The organism is bacterium (assembly GCA_035307765.1).
Lineage (GTDB): Bacteria > Sysuimicrobiota > Sysuimicrobiia > Sysuimicrobiales > Segetimicrobiaceae > Segetimicrobium.
Window position 1 is genome coordinate 1 of sequence record DATGHU010000047.1, and the last position, 24,723, is coordinate 24,723.

Annotated in this window: 22 protein-coding genes; 13 read left to right on the forward strand and 9 right to left on the reverse strand. The window is 68.0% G+C overall.

The window, feature by feature from the left end:
• Both VKV57_16670 and VKV57_16675 read right to left on the reverse strand, forming a co-directional pair.
• The coding region (locus VKV57_16670) for a PLP-dependent aspartate aminotransferase family protein (GenBank protein ID HLW61536.1) at positions 1 to 1,129 on the reverse strand (1,129 nt) is incomplete at its 3' end.
• 13 nt (positions 1,130 to 1,142) lie between these two features.
• Positions 1,143 to 2,003: a DMT family transporter gene (locus tag VKV57_16675; protein HLW61537.1), complete on the reverse strand. Its 861-nt coding sequence runs from the start codon at positions 2,001 to 2,003 to the stop codon at positions 1,143 to 1,145.
• A gap of 94 nt (positions 2,004 to 2,097) precedes the next feature.
• Here VKV57_16675 and VKV57_16680 point away from each other — a divergent pair, with 94 nt between their 5' ends.
• On the forward strand, positions 2,098 to 2,961 hold the full coding sequence (locus VKV57_16680) for a deoxyribonuclease IV (protein HLW61538.1): 864 nt from the start codon (positions 2,098 to 2,100) through the stop codon (positions 2,959 to 2,961).
• Complete coding sequence (locus tag VKV57_16685; GenBank protein HLW61539.1) at positions 2,958 to 3,194, forward strand: B-box zinc finger protein; 237 nt, start codon at positions 2,958 to 2,960, stop codon at positions 3,192 to 3,194. Before VKV57_16680 ends, VKV57_16685 begins: the two co-directional genes overlap by 4 nt.
• A 47-nt stretch (positions 3,195 to 3,241) precedes the next feature.
• Here the strand turns inward: VKV57_16685 and holB are convergent, their stop codons facing one another.
• From holB to VKV57_16720, 7 genes are all read right to left on the reverse strand, one after another.
• A complete protein-coding gene (gene holB / locus VKV57_16690) occupies positions 3,242 to 4,300 on the reverse strand; it encodes a DNA polymerase III subunit delta' (protein ID HLW61540.1) in 1,059 nt (352 codons plus the stop codon).
• 14 nt (positions 4,301 to 4,314) lie between these two features.
• Positions 4,315 to 4,644, reverse strand: coding sequence for a cyclic-di-AMP receptor (locus VKV57_16695; GenBank protein HLW61541.1), 330 nt, complete (start codon positions 4,642 to 4,644; stop codon positions 4,315 to 4,317).
• Positions 4,641 to 5,339, reverse strand: a complete 699-nt coding sequence (tmk, locus tag VKV57_16700) for a dTMP kinase (protein ID HLW61542.1) — start codon at positions 5,337 to 5,339, stop codon at positions 4,641 to 4,643. The genes VKV57_16695 and tmk overlap by 4 nt, the downstream gene beginning before the upstream one ends.
• Before the next feature lie 25 nt (positions 5,340 to 5,364).
• The gene (locus tag VKV57_16705; protein HLW61543.1) at positions 5,365 to 6,888 is read right to left on the reverse strand and encodes a R3H domain-containing nucleic acid-binding protein; all 1,524 of its coding nucleotides are present in this window, start codon (positions 6,886 to 6,888) and stop codon (positions 5,365 to 5,367) included.
• A 225-nt stretch (positions 6,889 to 7,113) separates the two neighbouring features.
• Positions 7,114 to 8,340: a class I SAM-dependent rRNA methyltransferase gene (locus VKV57_16710; protein ID HLW61544.1), complete on the reverse strand. Its 1,227-nt coding sequence runs from the start codon at positions 8,338 to 8,340 to the stop codon at positions 7,114 to 7,116.
• A gap of 54 nt (positions 8,341 to 8,394) precedes the next feature.
• On the reverse strand, positions 8,395 to 9,639 hold the full coding sequence (locus tag VKV57_16715) for an endonuclease Q family protein (GenBank protein HLW61545.1): 1,245 nt from the start codon (positions 9,637 to 9,639) through the stop codon (positions 8,395 to 8,397).
• Positions 9,640 to 9,682: 43 nt separating this feature from the next.
• Complete coding sequence (locus tag VKV57_16720; protein HLW61546.1) at positions 9,683 to 10,912, reverse strand: NAD(P)/FAD-dependent oxidoreductase; 1,230 nt, start codon at positions 10,910 to 10,912, stop codon at positions 9,683 to 9,685.
• A gap of 68 nt (positions 10,913 to 10,980) precedes the next feature.
• Between VKV57_16720 and VKV57_16725 the strand changes: the two genes are divergently transcribed.
• From VKV57_16725 to VKV57_16775, 11 genes are all read left to right on the forward strand, one after another.
• Positions 10,981 to 12,522 (forward strand): hypothetical protein, encoded by a 1,542-nt coding sequence (locus tag VKV57_16725; GenBank protein HLW61547.1) that lies wholly within the window; start codon positions 10,981 to 10,983, stop codon positions 12,520 to 12,522.
• Positions 12,523 to 12,541: 19 nt separating this feature from the next.
• Entirely contained in the window at positions 12,542 to 13,111 is a 570-nt protein-coding gene (locus VKV57_16730) for a DUF192 domain-containing protein (GenBank protein HLW61548.1), read from the forward strand.
• 316 nt (positions 13,112 to 13,427) lie between these two features.
• Positions 13,428 to 15,782 carry a sodium-translocating pyrophosphatase gene (locus tag VKV57_16735; protein ID HLW61549.1) on the forward strand — a complete coding sequence of 785 codons (2,355 nt, stop codon included), beginning with the start codon at positions 13,428 to 13,430 and terminating at the stop codon, positions 15,780 to 15,782.
• On the forward strand, positions 15,779 to 17,446 hold the full coding sequence (locus VKV57_16740) for a GAF domain-containing protein (protein ID HLW61550.1): 1,668 nt from the start codon (positions 15,779 to 15,781) through the stop codon (positions 17,444 to 17,446). The genes VKV57_16735 and VKV57_16740 overlap by 4 nt, the downstream gene beginning before the upstream one ends.
• A gap of 3 nt (positions 17,447 to 17,449) precedes the next feature.
• Positions 17,450 to 19,219, forward strand: coding sequence for a response regulator (locus VKV57_16745; protein HLW61551.1), 1,770 nt, complete (start codon positions 17,450 to 17,452; stop codon positions 19,217 to 19,219).
• 65 nt (positions 19,220 to 19,284) lie between these two features.
• Entirely contained in the window at positions 19,285 to 19,653 is a 369-nt protein-coding gene (locus VKV57_16750) for a metalloregulator ArsR/SmtB family transcription factor (GenBank protein ID HLW61552.1), read from the forward strand.
• A complete protein-coding gene (locus VKV57_16755; GenBank protein ID HLW61553.1) occupies positions 19,601 to 20,071 on the forward strand; it encodes an SRPBCC domain-containing protein in 471 nt (156 codons plus the stop codon). The genes VKV57_16750 and VKV57_16755 overlap by 53 nt, the downstream gene beginning before the upstream one ends.
• A gap of 112 nt (positions 20,072 to 20,183) precedes the next feature.
• A complete protein-coding gene (locus tag VKV57_16760; protein HLW61554.1) occupies positions 20,184 to 20,549 on the forward strand; it encodes a VOC family protein in 366 nt (121 codons plus the stop codon).
• A 21-nt stretch (positions 20,550 to 20,570) separates the two neighbouring features.
• Positions 20,571 to 21,044 carry a DinB family protein gene (locus tag VKV57_16765; GenBank protein HLW61555.1) on the forward strand — a complete coding sequence of 158 codons (474 nt, stop codon included), beginning with the start codon at positions 20,571 to 20,573 and terminating at the stop codon, positions 21,042 to 21,044.
• Positions 21,045 to 21,259: 215 nt separating this feature from the next.
• Positions 21,260 to 22,702, forward strand: coding sequence for a type I glutamate--ammonia ligase (glnA, locus tag VKV57_16770; protein ID HLW61556.1), 1,443 nt, complete (start codon positions 21,260 to 21,262; stop codon positions 22,700 to 22,702).
• Between the two features lie 119 nt (positions 22,703 to 22,821).
• Positions 22,822 to 24,591, forward strand: coding sequence for an NAD+ synthase (locus VKV57_16775; protein ID HLW61557.1), 1,770 nt, complete (start codon positions 22,822 to 22,824; stop codon positions 24,589 to 24,591).
• The last annotated feature ends 132 nt before the right edge of the window (positions 24,592 to 24,723 follow it).

The window sequence follows — 24,723 nt, forward strand, 5'->3', positions numbered from 1 at the left end:
CCACCCCCACCGAGACCCGGATCAGGCCGTCGGCGATGCCGGCGGCGAGACGGACCTCGCGCGGCATGTTGACGCTGGTCGTCGAGGCCGGGTGGGTGACGAGCGTGCTCACCCCCCCCAGGCTGACGGCCAGTTTGCCCACGCGCAGCGCCTCCACGCACCGCGCGCCCGCGGCGACGTCCCCCCGCACCTCGAAACTGAGCATCCCGCCGAACCCGCGCGTCATCTGCCGGGCGGCGACCGCGTGCCGGGGGTGCACGGGCAGACCGGGGTAGTGCACGCGGGCGACCTTGGGATGGTCGGCGAGGTGCCGGGCGAGCGCGAGGGCGCTGGCGTTATGCCGGTCCACCCGCAGCCCCAAGGTCATCAGCCCGCGGAGGAGCAGGTATGCGGCGAACGGGTCCAGCACCCCGCCGAAGGTCCGCATCGTTGTTATGCATCGCCGGATCAACTCGCGCGATCCTACGATGACGCCGGCCGTGACGTCGTGATGGCCGCCGAGATACTTTGTGGCGCTGTGGCAGACGAGGTCGACGCCGAGCGCCAACGGCGTCTGGTTGTACGGCGTGGCGAATGTGTTGTCGGCGATCGTCCGGGCGCCGTGGGCCCGCGCCAGCGCCGCCACCCCCGCGATATCGATCACGCCGAGCAACGGGTTGTTCGGCGTCTCGATGTACAAGAGGCGAGTGCTCGGCCGAAGCGCCCGCTCGTACGCGCCGACGTCGGGATCGTCGAGCAGAGTCGCCTCAACGCCGTAGCCGGGCAGCACCGTGTTGAACAGGCCGAACGTCGCCTGGTAGACGGCGTTGGGGGCGATGACGTGATCGCCCGCGCGCAGGAGGCTCACCGCGGCGGTGGTGATCGCCGCCATTCCGGACGAAGTGGCGAGCGCGGCCTCGCCGCCCTCCAGCAGGGCGACCTTCTGCTCGAACGCATCGGTCGTCGGATTGCCCCAGCGGGTGTAAAAATACCCGGTCCCGGTCTCTGCGCCGAGCCGCGCCCCTTCCTCGACCGTATCGTACCGGAACGTCGCCGTCTGGTAGATCGGCGTCACCACCGATTTGTTTGCGTCGGGAACCTTTCCCCCGTGTATGGCCCTCGTGTTGAACCCCCACTCGTGTGCCGCCATCCGCGATGCCTCCTTACGTCCCCTGCCGAGAGTACTCGCCCATGACCACCCCCGCCAGGATCGCGGCCGCCCCCACCGCCTGGCGCCCGTTGAGGCTCTCCCCCAACCACAAGATCCCAAGGGCCAGCGCGGCCACGGGTTCAACCGTGAAGAGCAGTCCCACCCTCGCCGCAGAGGTAAACCGCTGGGCCCACGTTTGGACCAGATACGCCACCCCGGTGGCCGCCACGGCCATGAACGCCACCGCGCCGAGCGCCGGCAGGGGCACCTCACCCGGGAGGCGTTCAAACATCCCCGCCGCCGCAGCCAAGACCGCCACGGTCCCGATCTGGATGGTGGCGAACCCTCCCGGGGGAAGCGCGGCCGCGAACCGTCCGACGAGGACGATGTGCACCGCGATCGCGCCGGCACAGCCGAGCACCAGCAGGTCCCCCGCTCGCGGGCGCATGCCCTGCCAGGCCAGCAGCCACAACCCGCACGCGGCGGTGATCACCCCGGCGACGGTCAGGGGGGACGACCGCTGCCCGAGCCAGATCATGGCGAGCAACGGCACGATCACGACGTTCATCCCCGTGATCAGGCCGGCCTCGCTCGCCGTCGTCGAGCGCAGCCCGAGGGTTTGGAGCGCGTAAGCGCAGAACAACACGGCCCCCGTCACGACCCCGCGGCCGACCGCCTCGCGATTGGCGGATCGCAGGTCGCACCGGACGAACGGCAGCATCAGGACCGTCGCCAGCGCGAACCTCAGCCCCAGGTATTGGAACGGGCCGAGGTGACGCAGCACGATCTTGCCGAGCGGGAATGTCGCACCCCACACCACCGCCACGCCCACGAGCGATACGGCGGCGGCGGTGCGCTGCAGGGCCGGAGGCATGCCCTTGCGTTCGAGGGGCGTGGAGGCTCCTCCTCCGGACGCGTGCCTCGGCACAGCGCAGGAGATTCCCCCGCGCGGGCCCGAACCACTGCCCGTGCCTATCGGCGCCCACGTCTCGATCGCAGGCAAGATCTACCAGGCGATTCCCCGAGCCCAGGCGCTGGGCTGCGAGTGCCTCCAGATCTTTTACGGAAGTCCCCGGCAATGGCGCCTCGTCTCCTATCTTCCGCAGGATCTCGCGGAGTTCAAGCGGCGGCGGGCCCAGGCCGACCTCGGCCCGCTGGTCGCCCACGCGCCCTACCTGATCAATCTCGCCTCGCCCGACCCCCGCCTCCACCGGCGCTCGATCGATGCGCTGGCGCACAGCCTTCAAGGAATGGACGCCCTCGGGGGAAAGGCGGTCATCACCCACATCGGCAGCGCCATGGGCAGCCCCTGGCGGACGGCGCGCGCCCGCGTCGCGCGGGCCCTCCGCGCCGCCCTACGCCGCTGCGCGCACACGCACATCCTCCTCGAGGGCAGCGCGGGCGGGGGCCTGGGAGGGACATTTGCGGAGCTGCGCGAGATCATTGACGAAGCCGGAGGGCACCGCCGCCTCGGCGTCTGCTTGGATTCGGCCCATCTTTTTGCGGCCGGCTGGGATCTGCGCACATCGGCCGGCGTCGCCGAGTTGGTCGAGGCGTTCGACCGGGCGGTCGGGATGCGCCGTCTCCGGGCCCTCCACCTGAACGACTCCAAAGCCCACCTGGGATCCCACCTCGACCGCCACGAGAACATCGGGGAAGGCACCATCGGCCGGGCGGGGTTCCGCGCGATCTTCGGACATCCCGCGCTGCGCGATCTCCCCGCCTTTCTGGAGACGCCGGGGTTCGCCCGCGCCGGTCCGGACCGCGAGAACGTCGAGCGGCTCAAACAGCTGAGGGCCGCGGCCCTGCGCGCGGCCGAGATCTCCGCATGAAGTGCGCGACCCATCCCGACAGGAACGCGCTCGGCTACTGCGCGCAGTGCGGAAAACCGCTCTGCAAGGAGTGCCTGGTCCGGCTGAGAACAGGGAACTACTGCGAGGAATGCGCGAACAATCCGGGCGGCCGAGTGGCCAGGCCGCGCCGGCGCTTCCCCTGGTGGACGATCGCCCTCGTGGTGATGGGAATCCTCGCCCTCGCCTCGGTCCTCCGCTCGTTCATCCGCTGAACGCCGCCGGGAAAGGCGTCGCCGGACCGAGTCCCCCAAAGGGTCGATCAGTCCCCCGTCGCCGGCGATGGAATTCCCGGCCGGGGTGCGGGGGCTTCGGGAGCGGCCCCCATCCGCACGAACAGATCCTCCAGGATCACCCGCGGGTTCCCGTTATGCCGGAGCGCGGCCTTCGCCGCTTCGATGGCGTCGACGACGCGCCGGAGGTCTTCCGCCCGCCGGCGTCCGGCCCATTCCGCCACATCGCCTTCGCAGTCTCGGTTGGTGAGGAGGTCCGGATCGCCCGCCGCGCGCCAAACGACGAGATCGCGGAACCACCACTGCGCGATGTCGAGCCATCGCTCCACCTCATCCCGTTGCCTCGCCACGGCTTCCGCCGCGTCGAGGGCGCTGATGACATCCCCGCGCTCGACGGCCCGGAGCACGGCGAGCACCTCCGCGCGGCGGGTGAAGGGCTCATCGCCCGCGCCCGCGGCGTCGAGCGCGGCGCCGACACGACCGCCCGCGATCGCGGCCAGGTAGCGGGCGCGCGGCGGCGGGACGCCCGCCCGCGAAACCAGCGCCTCGGCGACCGCGGCGGACGGCACGAACGAGAAGCGCACGAGCTGCGACCGGGACACGAGCGTGGGGACGAGCGCTTCGGTCGACTCCGAGAGGAGGATGATCACGCTGCGAGACGGCGGCTCCTCCAGGACCTTCAGCAGGCTGTTGGCGGCCTCGGCCCGCATCTGCTCGGTGTCGACGATGATGAACACCTTCCACTTTGCCTCGTAGGGGGGATAGGCCGCCTCATGCTTGAGGTCCCGGACCTGATCGATCGCCACCGCGCGGCGTTCCCCTCCGGACTCGGCCCGCCCCGGGGTGATCACCCGGAGATCGGGGTGGGTCCCGACGGCGACCTTGCGGCAGGCCGGGCAGGTCCCGCACGCGTCGTCCCCCCCGCCGGCGGTGCAGAGGAGCGCCTGGGCGAAGGCGCGCGCGGCGGTCTGACGACCGACCCCAGCGGGGCCGACAAAAAGGTAGGCGTGGGAGATGCGGCCGCTGCGGAGCGCCCCTTGGAGCAGCCGGCGGGCGTGCGGCTGGCCGATGAGGTCGCGAAAGGGCATGGGGGGCGCTGGCCCTAGATCTTCACCAGCCGTTCCACGTCCACGACGAAAACGACGGCGCCCCCGACTTGGACTTTGACCGGCGCGGAGATGTAGGAGTCCACCGGCTCGACCACCGGCGGCAGCGGACTGACGAGCTGCTCCCGCACGTGACAGGTTTTCTGGATGATCGCGAGGACGTTTTCTACCCGGCTCTCGTCGACGCCGATGAGGATCGTGGTATTGCCTTCCCTGAGAAATCCCCCCGTGCTCGCCAGCATCGTCGCCTGAAACTCGGCTTTGACCAGATCCTCCATCAGGCGCCGCTTGTCTTTATCCTGGACGATCGCAAGGATCAGTTTCATCGGGACCCCTCCCTGCCGGGCCCCTCTCCCCGGCGACCCAGCATCTCCACAACAACCCGCCGGATCTGGTCCTGCACGGCGCCTACAGGGCCCCGCGCGTCGATCACCGCGATGCGTTGGGGCTCCTTCTGGGCTAGGGAGAGAAACCCCTCCCGGACCCGCTGGTGGAAGGCCAGCACCTCCTGTTCCATCCGGTCCCCCGCCCCCCGGGTGCGGGCGGAGACGTCGGTCTTGGCCCGGGCCCGCGCGAGCCCGGTGGCGGGGTCGATGTCCAGCAGCACGGTCAGATCCGGCGCGAGGCCGTCGGTCGCGGCCGCGTTGACGCTGCGAACGACCTCGACATCGAGGCCCCGCCCGACCCCCTGGTAGGCCAGCGATGCGTCGACGAACCGATCGCAGACCACCCACCGGCCGGCCCGAAGGGCGGGGACCACCACCTCCCGAACGAGTTGTGCCCGGGACGCGGCGAAGAGGAGCATCTCCGTACACGGTGTCATGTCGCAATGTGCGGGGTCGAGCAGGAGGGTTCGGATCCGCTCGCCGATCGCGGTCCCCCCGGGCTCGCGGACACAGACCACCTCCCGACCGCCGCCGCGGAGATAGTCCGCCAGCAACCGACCTTGCGTGGTCTTACCCGCCCCCTCGGGGCCCTCCAGGGTGATGAAGATCCCCCGCGAGGGCAGTGGGGAGCGCACTACGGCCCCGGCCTCCCCGCGGGGGTCATTGCGGGTAGATCACCACCCGCCGGAACGGATCCGTCCCCTTGCTTTCGGAACTCAGCCCGTACCGCTGAATGAACTGGTGCTGCATCCGCCGGATATAAGAGTTCTGCGGAGACAGTTCGACCGGCTGGGCCGATGCCATCACCTCGGAGATCGCCTCTTCGACCTCGCGCAGGGCCAGGTCGTCGCTGCTGAGACGGTTTTCGATCCCGAAGACCGTCCGCAGGCAGGACTCGATCTGGGAGAGCGTGTTGCTCTTGATCACATGCATCCGCAGCCCGCGCGTGCCGGCCTCCCGCACCCGTTTCGGCTGGCGCTTCTCCTGCGATTTCAGGGTGATGAGGAGATCCGCGTCGGCCAGGGTATTCGCGATGCCGGCCGGCACCCGCAGCTCGTGGATCGCCCGCTCCAGTCGATTCCGGCTCACGGCGTAAGGGTAGATCCGGACGATCTTGGCCGGAGCCTTGACCGCGGGCGGGTGACCGTCGAGAACCGCCGGCAAGCGCGGCTCCTCATCGCCGCTGATCCGCACCTCCCCCTCGGGGGTCCGGGTGCGAATCTCGGGGTGCGGAACGTCACCCCGGAGGAATCGATCCACGACGTGGGCGACATCGTGGTGCACCGCCAGCTTGTCCTGTTCCTGGATCTCGATCACAACCTCGAACGTGGGCGGGGCTTTGCGCTCCAGCACGGTCTTTTGGGTGCCACGGCGGCGTGCCTCTTCATCGCTCAGCGTTACGGCCTGGATACCGCCGACGAGATCGCAGAGGGTCGGATTCTGCAGCAGGTTGTCCAGCGTGTTTCCGTGCGCGGTAGCGATCAATTGGACGCCCCGCTCGGCGATCGTACGGGCGGCGAGCGCTTCGGCTTCCGTGCCGATCTCATCGATCACGATGACCTCGGGCATGTGGTTCTCCACGGCCTCGATCATCACCGCGTGCTGGAGCTCCGGGTACGGCACCTGCATGCGCCGCGCCCGTCCGATCCCCGGATGCGGGATATCCCCGTCCCCCGCGATCTCGTTGCTCGTATCGACCACCACGACCCGCTTGCCGATCTCATCGGAGAGCACCCGCGCGGCTTCCCGCAGCAGCGTCGTCTTGCCGACCCCCGGCCGGCCGACGAGCAGGACGCTTTGCCCGGCTTCGATCACATCGCGGATGATGTCGACGGTCCCGAACACCGCACGCCCGACGCGGCACGTCAGCCCGATGATCTCCCCGACCCGATTCCGGATCGCGGAGATTCGGTGCAGCGTCCGCTCGATCCCGGCCCGGTTGTCCTTGCCGAAGGTTCCTACACGTCCGATGACGTGCTGCATCTCCTCGCGGCTAACGAACTCCTCCGCGAGGCGGACGGCGCGGCCGGGGAACCGCGCCTCGGGCTCGCGGCCCAGGTCGAGCACGACCTCGAGCAACTCATCCAGTTCGGGCTGCTGCTCAATAGCCGAGCGAATGGGGGGAGGCAGGACGCCGAGGAGCACGTCCAGGTTGTCGGTGATGTGGATCTGGTGTCCGCTCACCCTGCGTCACCTCATCCCGGAATGCCGGGCGTTCGGTTGGCCCCCCGGGGGAAACAACAAGGAGGAGAACCCGGCTGCCTGGCTCTCCCCCAAACGGTATCGCGCCCGATATGCGGCTGGAACATCGCTGCTTCCATTATAGGGGGAGGGCCCACCGCCTGCAACTGATTCAACGGGCGTCCTCGTGGGCCGGCCGGTCCCAGGCCGCGGCGGGGGGACCCCCGATCACTCCACAGCGACGATCAGGCACTTGAGGTACCTCAGTTCGGGCATCGCGGGGTGGACCGGGTGGTCACGGGCCTGAGAACGTACCTCCAGGATACGGATGCGGCGCCGCGCGTCCCGCGCCGCCTCGTTCACCACCGCGACGAGATGTGCCTCGCTGACGTGATACGAACAGGAGCACGTCACGAGCCATCCGTCCGGACCCAGCACCTTGAGCGCGCGAAGGTTGATCTCCTTGTATCCGGCGAGACCGCCGGCGAGCGCCGCCTTGGTCTTGACGAAGGCCGGAGGGTCCAAGATGACCAGGTCGAACCCGGGTCCCGCAGCGGCGAGTCGCCGCAGCCCGTCGAACGCGTTTTCGCGCAGCCACCGGCACCGGTCCGAACAACCGTTGCGCGCGGCGTTCCGCTCCGCCCCCGCAACGGCGGCGCCCGAGATCTCCATCCCGGTCACCGAGACCGCCCCGTGGGCGGCGGCCTGGATCCCCCACGCCCCGGTGTACGCGAATCCGTCGAGGACGCGGGCGCCCGCGGCGAGCTCCGCGGCCCTCGCCCTGTTCTCGCGCTGGTCCAGGAAGAACCCCGTCTTCTGGCCCGCGGCGATGTCCACGAGGAAGCGGCAGCCTCCTTCCTCGACCTCCACCTCCGTCGGCCCGCCGCCTCGAATCCACCCGGTCTGGCGCGGGAGCCCTTCAAGCCGCCGCACCGTCGGATCGTTGCGTGCGTAGATCCCCCGCGGGTGGACGATCGCATCGAGTAACCCGGCGAGCATCTCCTTCCGCTTATCCATTCCCAAGGTGAGGGTCTGGATGACGAGCACATCGTTGTAGCGGTCGACGATCAACCCGGGCAGACCGTCGCCCTCGCTGTAGACCAACCGGCACGCGGTCAGCGCCGCGCCGAGGCGTGCGCGGAGCGCCGCGGCGCGGTTTAGGCGGTCGGCAAAGAATGCCTCATCGAGCGGGCGGTCGTCGGTGGTAAAAAGGCGAACCGTGATCACCGAGCGGGTGTTGAGGAGCCCCACCCCCAGGTGGCGCCCCGAGGCCGTCCGCACCGCGACCGCGTCCCCGTCCTCCGGCTCTCCCTCGATGCGGGCGATCTCGGTTCGGTACACCCAGAGGTGGCCGGCGCGAAGGCGCTGTTCGCGGCCGGGGCGGATGACGACCGCGGCGGGGGCCGGAGGAACCCTACCCGATCTGGCGGGAAGGGTGCCGGGGGCGGGAGCCATGGGGGCCGACTCGGTCGCCGATGTGGCAACACGGCACCAGCACGCGGCGGGAGGTCAAAAGAGGCTGGTCTGCGCCGGTTGATCCGCCTTCGGCTCTTCCGCGGCGCCCCCGAAGATCCGGATCTCGCCGAACACCCCGTCGTACCCCGGCCGGATCTGCACGCGTCCCTCGCGCACGCGCCGCAGACCCTCCACGACCCGTGGCCGGGCGTACCGGGTCACCTCGTCCAGCGGAACGTCCATGAGGACGGCGAACTCATTGCCGAGCGCCTGGACCAGCTTGAGGTACTCCTCGCGCACCGTGTTGGTCCCCGGCTGCGACCCGAGGGCTTCGGCGATGATCTCCTCGAGCGGGATGAGGTGGCGAAACGGCACCCGTCCGGGCCCCGCCGCCTCTTCCTGCCGGCTGGCCAGGGCATCAACCCTCGACATCACCCCCACCGTCAGGGGCCGTCCGCACGCCGGACAGATTCCCCGATGGGCGCGGGTGTCTTTGGGAGCGAGCCGCTGGTTGCAGGCCCGGTGGCCGTCAAAGTGATATTTCCCTTCTTCGGGGAAGAACTCGATCGTGAACAGGAATTTGCTCCGATCGCGCCGCCGCAGGATCCCCAGGATCTCCGAGTAGTCGAGGGCGCAGTCGAACACGTTGGCCTCTCGGCCGAGCTTTGCCGGTGAATGCGCATCGGAGTTGCTCACCAGCATCACCCCATCCAGTTCGGCGATCCGCCAGTTCATGGGGGGGTCGCTGCTCAGCCCGGTCTCCACGGCGTGGATGTGTCGCACCTGGTCACCGAAGCATTCCTGGAGGGAGTCGAACCCGGAGTTGCTTCCGTAGAGGGAAAACCACGGCGTCCAGACGTGCGCGGGAATCAGCATGCACTCGGGGGAGACCTCCATCACATACTCGACCAGCTTGTCGCTGGGCAGCGACAGCGTGGGGCGTCCGTCGGCCATCAGGCTCCCGAATCGCGCCAACACGGCGTTGATCCGATCGACCACCTCGAAGCTGGGGGCGAGCAGGATGTTGTGGATCTTCCGCAGGCGCCCGCCCTGCGGATAGATGTTGCTCACCTCAGAGGTGAGCAAAAAATGCCGGTCGCCAAACGTGTAGAGACCCCGGCCGTTGGGCTTCAGCTTAGCGCGGAGTTCGCGCAACCACACGGGATGGGTAAAGTCTCCCGTGCCGACCAGGGTGATGCCCTTCAGGGTGCACCATCGCGCCAAGGCCTCGACATCCATTTCCCGGCTGGTGGCGCGACTGAATTTCGAGTGCAGGTGCAGATCCGCGACGATGCGCATGGGAGAGAATTCGTCCCACCGAACGCTTATCCTCTTCGACGGGTTAGACTTGCGCCAGCATGCCGTGCAGGAGGGCTTTGCCGACGATCGAGAACAGCGCGGGCCGTCGCAATCCCGCGACGCCGAGGCCGCGCAGCAGCGGGAGGAACAGACGGGACTGGAACTGCGTATCGCCGACGTGTTCCACGCTGGAGCGGATCTGCGGGCTCTCCGCGATCAAGCGGAGCAGGACGTCCAGGTCGGCGTCCGACAACCGGTTGATGGCGCGGCGCCCGTACGCCGTGAACGCCACCTCGCGCCCAAACCGCCGCCGCCAGCGCCGTTCGTACTCGGCGAGCGCCGAGCGCTCCCCGGCAACGTACCGGGGTGCCACCTCCCCGGCGATGCGACCGGCGATCATCGCGTAGTAGATGCCGCCGCCGGATGTCGCCTTCACCTGGCCGGCGGCGTCTCCCACGATGATCATGCCGTCCGTACTCGCCGGACCGCCCGGCCCCACGAGCCCGACGCGACCGGCGACCTTGGCCTCCACCACCGCCCCGGCGAACCGGGCGCGCACCGCGGGGTGCGTGGCCAACAATCGGTCGAGGTACCAGACGGGGGGCCGGCGGGCGATCAGGGGATCGACGCACAGCCCCACCCGGGCGCGGTCCCCACCCAGCGGCATCACCCAGGCAAAGAAACCCGGAGCGACCGCCCGGCCGAAAAAGACCTCCGGGGTATCCACCGCCATGCCGCCCACCCCGCGCATCTGGTACTGCAGGCCCATCGCGTAGCGGCACGGCAGGGAAAGCCCGAGCGATCGGGGAAGTCTCGGCGCGGCCCCCTCGGCGTCGATCAGCAGGCGGCAGGAGGTCTCAAAAGCTTGACCGCGTTCCTGGCCGCTGACGATCATCCGGTCGCCCCCGCGGCGGGCCTCGGTGACGCGGATGCCCACCCGAACATCCACCCCGGCGGAAACGGCGCGCTCGACCAGCCAGCGGTCGAAGGCCACCCGATCGACGACATAGGAGTCGACGGTCGGCCGGCGGACGCGCACCCGGACCCCCCCGGGGGAGTGAAACACCGCCGCGCTGACCGCGTTCAGGGCCAGGGATTGGGGGATTTCGAACTCGGAAAACGCATGGCGCGAGAGCTTCCCGGTGCAGTGACTGGGCAGGCCGACGGAACGGTGCTCTTCGACCAGGAGCGTGCGCAGCCCGCCGCTGGCCGCGGCGCGCGCGGCCTCCGCCCCCGCCGGGCCGGCACCGACGACGATCACGTCATACCCCATCACCGAGGTGTGGGGGTTCGGGACCGCATCTGGGACTTCCTTTGCGGTCCCGCTCGTTGTGAGAAGTGATGACGATTCAACTCGCCGCGGCGCTCTCCCTGATCCTCCTGCTGGCGGCGCCGACGCCCGGGCCCGCGGTCGTCGCCCCCGAGGAGATCGTGCGGGAACTCGTCGATGTGCCTGGCGCGGCCGAGCCTCACACGCCGCCCGAATACAACCGTGCGCGGGCGTTCCGGTACCATGCGCCCGGCGGTCCCGCCCCCGCGGTCGTCCTCGTCCTCATCCCGGGGCTGAACTCGGGGCCGAACACACTGGACGTCCTGGCACGGGCGCTGATCGCCGGCCACGGCCCGGGGCTCGAGGTCTGGGCCGTGGCGCCGCGGGCCACGTTGCTCCAGGACCGCCGAGGCATCGTCGCGGCGCTGGCCTTTGGAAACCCCGACTTCGCGCTCGGGTACTATTACGGGGCACTGCCGATCGACGGCCACACCTTCCACCTGCTCAAAGGGTCGGAGGTCCCGTACATGGCCTACTGGGGATTGGACGTCCACCTGCGCGACGTGCACGCGCTGATCCATGAGGTCCGGCGTCGCGACCCCGCGGCCCGCGTGGTGCTGGGGGGACACTCCCTCGGCGGGGTCTTCGCCGCGGCCTACGCGGGGTATGACTTCTCCTCCATCCCCGGAGCAAACCCGTCGACCGCACCGCCCTCTCCTCCAGACATCGGCGCCCGAGGGATCTCCGGGCTGCTGTTCGTCGACGGCATGCCGCTCCACGTCCCCCTGCGCCTCTCGCCGTCCCGGTATCTCCACGGGGTCCGGATTCCATCCTTTATCCGCATCCCCGGGCTGGAAAACCTCATCACCACCGACCCTTCGAAGCGCGTCGCGCCGTTCACGAAAACCAGCAAGCTCGCGCGGACGCAGGACAGCATCCTCGTCGATGTGGTGAGCGTGTACGCGTACTTGAAACCCAACGACCGCAGCTACTTCCCGTTCTATCCTCGCCGGGGGCTGGCAATCACGAACAGCGCCCTCGTCGCCGCCATCTTCTCCGATCAGATGCAGCCCGATCGATTTGTCCGCGCCGCCGTCGAAGTCCCCGTGGGGGTGTTCAAGCGGGTGCCCGATCCGACGGGGATCAACCTGAGCGGACTCCTCGATCTGCAGGGCGGGCGGCCGGCACCCGGGCATCCCCTCATCTATCTGCCCGAGGAGAAGGGGCAGCCGGGGGTGCGCGTGCACCTGCGCCAGCTGCTGGGCGCCATCCTCAGACCGGGGGGGGAATTCACGGAATGGTACTTCCCCTGGAGGATCGTGCTCGACGTTGGGCTCGCAGATACCCTGGACACCAGCGACGCGTTTTCCCGACAGTACATGAACCTCACGCACGTCCGGGACACCGATGTGCCGATGCTCATCATCGGCGCCGGGCACGGGCTGGTCCGGTCCGTGGGGGCCACCGAGTTCTACCTGCGCCACGTCGCCACCCCGCGAGACCAGATCGCCGTCCGGATCTTCCCCGACTACTCCCACCTGGACGTCGAGGACGCTGATCCCAATCCTGCGGTCTCCCTCATTCTCACCTGGCTGAACAACGTGGTACACTAGGCGTCGCGGGGGGACGCGGATGCGAAAGATCCTGGGGACGATGCTCGTGCTACTGCTGGCCGCCTCCGTCGGAACCGGCCCCGGTTCCGCGTGGGCCGGGTGTTCCGCCCCGCTGTTCGCCTATCGGCACGGGACGGTGACCTTCAGCGAGGCGGGCCGCACCGCCCGGATCCGCGTTGAGATCGCCGACAAGAGCGACCAGATGGAAGTGGGGCTGATGTGCCGGCCGTCGTTGGATGCGGACGCGGGGATGCTCTTCGAATTTCCGTACCCGACCGAAGGCGCGTTCTGGATGAAGAACACGCTGGTCCCGCTGGCGATCGCGTTCATCGATTCTGACTGGCACATCGTGCGGATCATGGAGATGGCCGTGGCTCCGGACCCGACCGCCGACGATGCGAGCAAGTTTCCCCTGTACGAGCCCAAAAAGACATATCGCTACGCCCTCGAGGTGAACGCCGGGTACTTCACAAAACACAACCTGGACGAGCACGCCGAGGTGCGGTTCATCTCTGAGGGCAGCCTCGCTCCGGGGAGGGAGATCCCGGCTGAAGTGGCCAACGAACCGATGTCGACGCCTCATCCGTGAAGGCATGATTTGACGCTTTCTCGGTGGTGAAGATTGAATCCCGGCTGGGGGGGCGAGCCCGGACTCTCATCCTCGAAATAGCGCCATCTACCGCAGAAATACTCAAGTTTTCACCGTAATCCTTTCGATTTCTTATTGAATCGCTCCCCGGCCCTCTGTTATGATGGGGGCGCCCCAAATGTGAAGCTTTTCCACCTTAGATCGTGCAGAACAGCACAATTCGGCGCGCGCCAGAGCATTCGGGAGTCCGGAAGGCCGGGAGCTCCGACCGCGCCCGCGGGTTGCGGGGCACATTCTTCACTAAGGAGGACCGTGGATGAGCGAATCTGGCATCACCCTTCCGGCGTTCGGCAGGGTCGAGTCCACACTGCTGTGGCTCGTCTTCGCCGCCGGACTATGCGCCCTCGCCTACGGGTGGTGGCTGATTCGCGGCGTCCTCCGGCGGAGCCCGGGTCCGGCGTCGATGCAAGAGGTGGCCGCCGCCATCCAGGAAGGCGCCCACGCCTACTTGGGACGGCAGTTCCGGACGATGTCGGCGTTCATCCTGGCGATTACGGTTGCCCTCTACGCCCTCTATCGTCCGATCTACTCGAACCCCGTCCTCGCCGTCGGGGTTGCCCTGGCGTTTCTCTTCGGCTGCCTGGCGAGTTACGGGGCGGGGTACGTGGGCATGAACCTCGCGGTGCGCGGCAATGTCCGGACGGCGTTCGCGGCGACCCGCAGCTTCAAGGAAGCTCTGGAAACCGCCTTCCACGCGGGGACGGTGTCCGGCATGTTCACGGTCGGCCTGGGCCTGCTCGGGGCGACGGCGATCTTCGTGCTCTTCCGCGGAGACGCCACCCGGGTGCTCATCGGCTTCGGGTTCGGAGGATCCCTCGTGGCGCTGTTCATGCGCATCGGCGGCGGCATCTACACGAAAGTGGCCGATGTCGGTGCCGACCTCGTGGGCAAAGTCGAAGTCGGCATCCCCGAGGACGATCCCCGCAACGCGGCGACGATCGCGGACAACGTCGGCGACAACGTCGGCGACTGCGCGGGGATGGCGGCCGACGTCTTCGAGTCCTACGAGGTCACCCTGGTGGCGGCGATCATCTTGGGCGCAGGCACGCTCCTCGACCCGCGCTTCCGCGCGCTCTACGGGGGACACGCCTCGGCCTTCGCCCTCAAGCTGATCTTGTTCCCGCTGCTCGTCCAGGGGGTCGGCGTGTTCGCCTCGATCCTCGGCACCCGGTTCGTTCGAGTAAAGAGCGACGAGATCAGTGATCCGATGCGCCCCATCAACACGGGGTTGTGGATCTCCGCGGTGGCCGCGGTGGTGGGCTTCAGCGCGGTCAACGCCGCGTACCTGACCGACCCGAACACCGGCGCGGTGGATTGGCGGTTTTCCTTCGCCACGCTCACCGGTCTCGTCTTGGCGCTCGTCATCAAGTGGCTGACCGATCAGTATACGAACCCGGCGCGTCGGCCGGTCACCGAGATGGCGTACTCAACAAAGACGGGACCGGCGACATTCCTGCTGTCGGGGCTGGGGTTCGGCCTGGAGTCCTCGGTGTGGGCGATCCTCGCGGTCGCCGCCACCATTCTCGCGTCGTTCACCATCTTCCAGGGGGATTTGGCCCTGGCCGGATACGGGGTGGCGCTCGCCGGGTTGGGACTCCTCAGCGTGACGGGCTACATCCTCGCCATGGACACCTTCGGACCGATCGTCGACAACGCCAACGGTATCGTGGAAATGTCCGGCGCGGACGGGCGGGGCCACAGCGACCTCGCGACGCGGGTCGTGGCACAGCTGGATCAAGCCGGCAACACGACAAAGGCACTGACCAAAGGGTTCGCCATCGCCACCGCGGTGATCGCGGCCACCGCGCTCTTTCGATCGTTCGCGGACCAAGCCCAACTCACCGCCTCGGCCGATGCCCTCCGCCAGACGCTGGCCGCGGGGGGCGCGTCCGCGACCGCAGCGCTCGACCGGGTGGGGATTCAGGTCAACCTCCCCCTCATCTTCATCGGGCTCCTGATCGGCGGCGCCGTCCCGTTCCTGGTCTCGGCGTTCCTGATCCGGGCGGTGGGGCGGTCGGCGTTCGAGGTCGTGGAGGAAGTCCGCCGCCAGTTCCGCGAGATCCCCGGCATCATGGAGGGCAAGGCGAAACCGGAGTACCACCGCTGCGTCGATATTGTCACCCGCGCGGCACAGCGGGAACTCCTCTCCCCCGCGATCATCGCGATCGCCGCCCCGATTATGGTCGGATTCGGATTGGGGGCCGCCCCGCTCGGGGGCTTTCTGGCCGGCGCGATCCTCACCGGGCAACTGCTGGCGGTGTACATGGCGAACACCGGCGGGGCCTGGGACAACGCCAAGAAGAAGATCGAGGACGGGTTCCTGGGGGGGAAGGGCACCGAATACCATAAAGCGGGCGTTATCGGCGACACGGTCGGCGACCCGCTGAAGGACACCGCCGGCCCGGCCCTCAACCCGCTGATCAAGGTGATGAATCTCGTGAGCCTCCTCATCGCGCCGGTGGTGATCGCCCCGCTGGGTTGGGCGGTCCGCGGCACGATCGTGGCGGTGGCCGTGGTCCTGATGGCCGTCGCCGTCGCGGTGAACCGGCGGAGCGCGGTGACGCCCGAGGACATCGAGGCGGCGGCGCGGATGCCGGCGAGGGCGCAGTGAGGAAAGGATCCCGCCTCCCGGCGCCGGCGCTCGATGTCCGGGAGCAACTGGCCCGGAAGGCCGCGGAGATCTCGGCGCTGCGCGAGATCAGCCGGACGATCAGCGAGGCCACCGACCTCGATAGCACGCTCACCCTGATCACCCGCAAGACGGCCGAGGTCATGCGGATGGACAGTTGCTCAATCTACCTCCTCGACACCCCGCGCGAGTACCTCGTGCTCAAGGCGACCACCGGGCTCGCCGCCGAAGCGATCGGCCGCGGCCGCCTCCGTCTCGGCGAAGGGCTGACGGGGTGGGCGGCGCAGACAGGGCAACCCGCCGCCTCCGCCAACGCGCCGGCGGACCCCCGCTTCAAGTACGTCCCGGGGACCCACGAGAACCGGTTCCATTCGCTTCTGGCGGTGCCCCTGGCAACGGGCGGAAAGATCGTCGGAGCGATCAACGTGCAGACGACCGGCACGCACGAGTATCACGAGGACGAGGTCGAGCTGCTCAGCATCATCGCGGATCTGGCGAGCGGGGCGCTGGAAAAGGCCCGGCTCTACGACAGCATGCGGCGTCAGATCATGGAGCTCAGCACGCTTGCCGAAGTCAGCGAGACGCTGACCTCGCCGCTCTACCTCGAACAGATCCTGCGTCTTCTGGTGGAGATGGCGAGCCGCGTCTTCGAAGCCCGCCTCTGCACCCTGATGCTGCTCGATGGGGACGAGCTGCGCCTGGCGGCGGAACACCCCGAGAGCGAGCGGCCGCGGATGCGGCAGGCGCTTCGGATCGGCGACGGCATCCCGGGAGAGGCGGCCGCTTCCGGCCAGCCCGTCTGGAGCCTCGACCTCGACACCGATCCCCGGTTCCACCCTCAGCTGCTGCCCGAAGGGACCGCGGCCGGATCCGTGCGATCCATGCTCTCGGTGCCGCTGCGGGTGCGGGACCGCACGCTTGGGGTCGTGAGCTGCTATACCGGGCGACGCCATGCCTTCTCGCAGAACGAGATCAACCTGCTGCAAACGCTGGCGAACCAAACCGCGCTCGCGATCGAGAACGCCGGGCTGGTGGTGAAATCGGCGATGGTCCGCGAGATGCACCACCGCGTCAAGAACAACCTCCAGATGATCGCGATGCTCCTCAGGCTGCAGATGCGCGACGGCCGCGAGGTGTCCGGCCGGGAGGTGCTCACGGAAACGATCAACCGCATCCTCAGCATCGCGGCGGTGCACGAAATCCTTGGGGCCGAGGGTCTGCGCCAGGTGACGGTGCGCACGATGCTGGAACGGGTGGTGCACACGGTCACGCAGACGATGGCGCCGCCGGGGTTTGCGCTCGACGCCCGGATCGAAGGCGACGACCTGAGCCTGCCGAGCCATCAGGCCACGTCGCTGGCCCTGGTGGTCAACGAACTGCTGCAGAATGCGATGGAACACGCCTTCCCCGGCCGGTCGGCGGGCCGGGTCGTCATCACCCTCAGCGAGGGCCGCGACGAGATCCGGGTGGAGGTGCGGGACGACGGGGTGGGGCTCCCCGACGGCTTCTCCCCCAGCCGGTCGGCGGATCTCGGGCTGCAGATCGTCCAGACCCTTGTGCAGGACGACCTCAAGGGTCGCCTTTCGCTGACCAACGCCCGCGGAGTACGCGCCGCGATCACGATGCCCCGCGCCGCGGGGAGCTGATCGATGGCCGACGCGATGCGCATCCTCATCGCCGACGACGAGCCCGTCATCCGCATGGGCCTCAAGACCATGCTGGAGGAACACGGGTACAAGGTCGTCGGCGAAGCCCCGGACGGCGAGCAAGCGGTGACGCTGGCGGGGAAGAGCAACCCCGACCTGATCTTCATGGACATCAAAATGCCCGGGCTGGACGGGATCGCGGCGGCCTCCACGATCATGGCCCGATCGCCGAAACCGATCATCCTCCTCACCGCGTGGAGCGAGCGCGACCTCGTGCAGCGAGCACAAGAGGCTGGGGTCCTCGCCTACCTGGTAAAGCCCGTGCGCGAAACCGAACTCATCCCGGCGATCGAGGTCGCCATCGCCCGCTTCCAGGAGCTTCGCGCGCTCCAGCAGGAGGTCGGCACCCTCAAGGACACCCTGGAGACCCGGAAACTCGTCGAGCGGGCCAAGGGGATCTTGATGAAGCGCGAAGGGGTCGACGAGCAAGAGGCGTTTCTGCGCATCCAGCAGCAGAGCCGCAACACCCGCACGGCGATGCGGGAAATCGCCAGGGCCATTCTCGTCTCCGATGAGATGCGCCGGCATTCGACCCCGCCGACCTCCGGGCGGGTCGAGGTGCGGACGCCGGCGGATCTCCTGCGGGTGTTCTGCGGCGTCCGGATCCTCCCGGGGGCGCCCGGGGCGACCGACCTCTCGGTGTCGGGGATAGACCCGCTGGCCTATCTCTCGTTGGGGCCCGGGACCGAGGTGACCGTGGAAGGCTATGTCACCAGCCGGACCGAGGACGGGGAGTACGGCCTCGGCATCGGCTTTGGGATCGCGCCCAGCCCGCAGGCGGGAGAGAGTGAGGGCGTGGTGATGTGCGTGATCCAGAACGCCCTCCGCCCCGGCGCGTTGACCGCGGGCGGGACGGCCCACAGCGCCTACGCGCAACCGCTCGACGAGGTCATGGCCACCCAACAGCAGGTCACGGTCACCGGCCTGCTCCGCCTGATGCCCGACCAAGCCTCGGCGGGACATTCGATCCTCCCCCACCTGCTGGAGATCCATCCGGTGCGGAGCGTCACGACCGAACGCGGCCTGACCTTGCCGGCCATCTCCCTTGATGCGCCCGGTGGCCCCGAGTGGACCGAGGTGGAGACGGTCCACCCCATGCCCTTCGGCGACTTTTCGCCGCACACCCATATTGGGGTCATGGGGACGGTGCTGACGTTCCGCGAAGTCCCCCCGCTTGAGACGGCGTACGTGTACATGACCGGGCGGTTCCTCGGGGGGCGGAGCCAATTCGTCGAGGGACGGCCCTTCCTGTTCGCGTTCGGAGACGCTGCGGGTCGGATTCGGATCACCGCGGCCACCATCCCCGGGACCCCTGCCTACGAGGTCTCGCGGCGGTGGCTGTCCTCGCCGCCGACCGGACCGATGACGGTGGTCGGGCTACGCACATTCAACCTCCCCGCGCTGTTTGCGCCGGGCGGCGGGCGGGTGGAGGTGGTGCTCTGCCCGGTGTTCCGCATCTTCCCGGGAACGATCCGAGGCTCCTCCGCACCCGCGCCCACCGCGCGGTTCGAACTGATCCCCATCGGCGGCGAGCCGTCCATCAGCGAAGATGGCTCGCGTTCGGCCCGGCGCGGAAAGGCGAAGCGCCCCGGCAAGAAGCGCGCACGAACCGGGGCCGCCAAACCGCGGACGGCCAAACCCCACGCCGCCCAGAAGCGGCCCGGCGCACGGTCGGGACGCGGGCCCAAGGCCCGGGCGCGGAAACGCCCCTGACTGGGTTCCCCGTTCCACCCATTTGTCAGTTGACACTTACGTAAGACTAAACTAAAATATCGGGTGTGGAGGACGCCATCCGAGCCCTGGCCGAACCGCGCCGGCGCGTGATCCTGCGCCTCGTCTACGACACCGAGCTCTCGGCCGGCCAGATCGCCTCGCACTTCGATGTCACCCGGCCGGCCATCTCTCAGCACATCACGGTTCTTAAGCACGCCGGCCTGATCACCGAGCGGAGGGCGGGCACCCGCCGCCTGTACCGGGCCCGCCCGGAAGGGCTGGAAGAGCTGCGCGAGTTCCTGGAGGGTTTTTGGGACCACAAGCTCGACCTGCTCAAGCACGCCGCGGAGACCGAGGAAAGGGAGGCCGAACGGCATGACCATCGACGAGGCCACCGTCATCAGGCGCGTGATCCGCATCGCGGCACGCCCTGAGACCGTCTTTACCTTCTTTACGGACCCGAAAAAGATGGTGCGGTGGAAGGGGCGGCAGGCCACCCTTGACCCGCGAATCGGGGGGACCTACAGGGTCGACATCAACGGACGGAACATCGCCCTGGGGGCATTCGTGGAAATCGTCCCATATCGGCGCGTGGTGTTTACCTGGGGCTGGGAAGGAGACGGACCTCCCGTGCCGCCTGGTTCTTCGACCGTCGAAATCACGCTCGCCCCGGACGGCGACGGGACGATCCTCACATTGATCCACCGCGATCTGCCCGCGCCTACGCGCGAGGCGCACGCCCACGGATGGGAGCACTATCTGGCCAGGCTGGCGGACGCCGCGGCCGGCCGAGACCCAGGGCCGGACCCGTTGGCGACGCCTCCCGTCTCCGCGGGCGGCCCCGGGGAGTAGCCCCACCCGGCGAGAGGAACCCGGCCCGCGTCCCGGGACCGCGGATGTTATCGATTCGTCACACGCGTTCGGAATATGTTGATGGTACAAATCGCAAAAGGAGGAATCACCGGTGCCCAGAGTGGTGCATTTTGAGTTGGCCGCGGACAACCCCGAGCGGGCCGCGAAATTTTACGGTCAGGTATTTGGGTGGAAGATCACCAAATGGGAAGGGCCGGAGGACTATTGGCTCGTCACGACCGGCGACGACAAGCAGCCCGGCATCAACGGAGGCCTGATGCGCCCGAGGGGACCGCAGAAGGTCGTGAACACCGTCGACGTTCCCTCGGTCGATGAATTCACGGCGAAGATCACGAAGAACGGGGGCAAGATCGTCGCGCCGAAGATGGCCATCCCCGGCGTCGGCTATCTGGCGTACTGCCAGGACACCGAGGGCAACGCGTTCGGGATCATGCAGTCGGACGAAACCGCCAAGTAGCGGATGCGAGGAGGAATGACGATGGACGAACGGACGCTGCTCCAGCAACAACTCGCCGGCAGCCACCAGGCCGTCCGGTACGCCCTGAGCGAGGTCTCCGACGACGATGCGCGCCGGATGCCGCACTCGGCGCTGTCCCCGGTGATCTGGCAGGTGGGACACCTGGCGCTCACCAACGCGAACTTCAGCCGGCGCGCCGGCGTCACGCCCGGGTCGGCGCTGCCGGCGACGTACGCGGATCTGTTCAAGAGCGGGACCGGTGGGAAGGCTGAGTACCCCCCCCTCGCTCAGATCGTCCAGGCCTTCGACGACAGCCACGAGGCCCTGGTGCGAGTGGTGGCGGAGGCAAACCTTGACGCCGCGGATGAGGGCCCCCGAGGGCTCTGGAAGAACTACGCGGGGATGTTCAACTTTGCGAACGCGCACCGGTGGTACCACATCGGGAAAATCATGTCATTGCGGGCGCTCCTCGGGAAACCGCGCCTCTTTGGATAGAAAAACCAGGGGGAACGCCGGGGGCGCCCGCGACCGCGGGACCCTCGGCGTCCCCGAAAGGCGGTTGACTTCCCCTCGTGCGCATGGTATAAAAATCCCGTAGTGAATAGCGGTACCGGGGGCCATGACGCCTCCCGGGCGCTCAGCGCTCGGGGGGCTTTTTGTGTGCCCTCCAGCAGTGCACTCTGTCCCGGCCGGGACGCGGAGGTGGAGGAATGGCTGGTAAGGATATGACCGCACGCGAGGTGGTCGCGTACATCAAAGAGCACGGCATCAAGATGGTGGATCTGAAGTTCGTGGACGTTCCGGGCACCTGGCAGCACACCACCATCCCGGCCAGCCAAGTGGACGAGAGGACGTTCTCGCGGGGCATCGGGTTCGACGGCAGCAGTATCCGCGGTTTTCAGGCGATTCAGGAAAGCGACATGCTGTTGATGCCCGACCCGACGACGGCGCGTCCCGACCCCTTCACGGAGATCCCGACGCTGTCGGTCATCTGCAACGTCAACGACCCGGTCGCCGGAAAGCCGTATTCGAGGGATCCGCGGTATGTCGCGCAAAAAGCTGAGGAACACCTCAAAGCGTCTGGCATCGCGGACACGAGCTACTGGGGGCCGGAAGCGGAGTTCTTCGTGTTCAACAACGTGCAGTACGAGGTCCTCCCGCAGCGCATGGGATACAGCATCGACTCCACCGAGGCGACGTGGAACTCGGGGCAGCCCGGGCTGGCCAATCGAATGCGGGTCAAGGAAGGCTACTTTCCCGTCCCGCCGGCGGACACCATGCTCGACCTCCGCAGCGAGATGACGCTGGAGATGGAGAAGTGGGGGATCGAGGTGGAGATGCAGCACCACGAGGTCGGTCACGCCGGACAGGGCGAGATCGACATGAAGTACAATACCCTCGCCAGAACCGGGGATAGCTTGTTGGGGTACAAGTACATCGTCAAGAATGTCGCGCGCCGCCACGGGATGACGGCGACGTTCATGCCGAAGCCCCTGTTCGGAGACAACGGGACGGGAATGCACACCCACCAGAGCCTCTGGAAGGGCGGCCAGAACATCTTCTACAGCGAGGGCGGGTACGCCGAGCTCAGCCAGGAGGCCCTCTACTACATCGGCGGACTGCTCACCCACGTCGACGCGCTCCTCGGGCTGTGCGCGTGCACCACCAACTCCTACCGGCGGCTGGTCCCGCACTATGAGGCCCCGGTCAACATCGCCTTCAGCCAGCGCAACCGCAGCGCCGCGGTCCGCATCCCGATGTACTTCTCCGGCCCGGCGGCGGCGACGAGCAAGCGGATCGAGTTCCGGTGTCCGGACGCGACCGCCAACCCTTACCTGGCCTTCGCCGCCCAGCTGATGGCCGGGATGGACGGGATTAAGCGGAAGATCGACCCGCGGAAGGCGGGGTTTGGCCCGATGGACAAGAACACCTACGAACTGGAGCCCGAGGAGGCCGCGAAGATCAAGAGCGTGCCCGGATCGCTGGGGGCGGCGCTGAATGCGCTCGAAGCCGACCATGAGTTTCTCCTGGAGGGGGATGTCTTCACCCGGGACCTGCTCGACACGTGGATCGACTATAAGCGCACGAGGGAACTCCACGAGGTAAACATCCGGCCGGTGCCCTACGAGTTCTTCCTGTACTACGACGTCTAGGCGCAGACCCGCGCGGAATGTGACCGAGGGCCCCGCCCGGCGGCGGGGCCCTCGCCGTTCGAGGCTCAATGCTATAATGATGACTGGCTCAAACCTACCCTGTCTGCGGGGGGACCGAGATGAGTCGGTTTCGGGTCGCGATGGCCCAGATCAACACCACCGTCGGGGACTTCGAGGGAAACACCCGAAAGATCATCGAGCGGATCGAAGAGGCCCAGGCGCTGGGTGCGGACGTCGTCTCGTTCCCGGAGCTGGCGGTCACCGGGTATCCGCCCGAGGATCTCCTGATCAAGACGGATTTTGTGCACGAGAACCTGGCGTGCCTCGATGAGATCGCCCGACACGTCACCCGCACCGCGGCGATCGTCGGGTTCGTCGATTCCGGCGATCACCTCTACAACGCCGCCGCGGTTCTGCACGCGGGACGCGTCGCCGGAGTGTACAGGAAGATGCGGTTGCCGAACTACGGAGTCTTCGACGAGAAGCGATATTTCCAACCCGGGGTGGAGAGTCCGGTATTCGTGATCCGGGGAATCCCGGTGGGCGTGAGCATCTGCGAGGACATCTGGGCGCCCGGCGGACCGCTGCTCGCCCAATCGCTGGCCGGCGCACTCATCGCCATCAACATCAACGCCTCGCCCTATTCCACCGGCAAGTGGCGGGTCCGGGAGGAGATGCTCAAAACCCGGGCGCGCGACTACGCCATCGCGATCGCGTACAACAATCTGGTGGGGGGACAGGACGAGCTGATGTTCGACGGACTCGGGGTGATCCTCGATGCCGCCGGGGAGGTCGTGGCCCGCGGGCCGGCGTTCGAGGAACGCCTCATCACCGCGGATCTGGACATCGAAGCGATCCGCGGCATCCGCCGGTACAACCCGATCCGCACCTCCGATGCGCTGCAGAGCGAGGGCGTGCGGGTTCCCGTCCTCACGCTTTCGCGCGACGATCCCAGCGGAGCACCCGCGCCGCTCACCGCCCGCGCCATCGTCGATCCGCCTGAGGACACCGAGGAGGTCTATCGGGCTCTCGTCCTTGGGACGCGCGACTACGTCCGCAAGAACGGCATGCGGACGGTGGTGCTCGGGATGAGCGGCGGTGTCGACTCGTCGCTCGTCGCCTGCATCGCCGCCGATGCCTTGGGGCCGGAGTCGGTAAAGGGCATCCTGCTGCCCTCTCGATTCACCTCGGAGGCGAGCCGACGCTACGCGGGAAGCCTGGGGAAAGCGCTGGGCATCGAGCTTCTCGAGCTGCCGATCGATCCCGTCATCGCCGCCTACGACCAAGTGCTCGCCGGGACCTTCGCCGGCCGCGCCCGCGACGTGGCGGAAGAGAATCTCCAAGCCCGCACACGCGGCAATCTCCTCATGGCCCTCTCCAATAAAATGGGCTGGCTCGTCCTCACGACCGGGAACAAGAGCGAGATGAGCGTGGGCTATGCGACGATCTACGGGGATATGGCCGGAGGATTCGCGGTGATCAAGGACGTCCCCAAAACCCTCGTGTATCGCCTCGCCAAGTGGCGAAACGCCAAGGCGGGCCGACCCCTGATTCCGACGGGCGTGATCGAGCGTGCGCCGACGGCGGAGCTCCGGGAAAATCAGACGGACCAGGATACGCTGCCGCCGTACGAGGTGCTCGACCCGATCCTGCAGCTCTACGTGGAGGACGATCGATCGGCCGAGGAGATCGTGGCGCAAGGATTCAACACCCAGATGGTGGCGCGGGTGATCGCCATGGTCGATCGAAACGAATACAAGCGCCGCCAGGCTCCCCCCGGGATCAAAATTACGCCGAAGGCGTTCGGGAAAGACCGGCGGCTCCCGATCACGAACTGGTATCGCGGCCGGCGCCCCTTGGAAACCCCCGCCCATCCGACGGTGTCGTAACTTCGCCTGGTCCGGCAGTCGGGCCGGCCCCCCCCGACCGTTCGCGACCGCGGAGCATCCGGTTCCGGCTCATCGAACGCAGGGGTGCGGTCGCCTTCCGCGCCGCATTCGGGCGCGGTTCCCCTCCGGTTG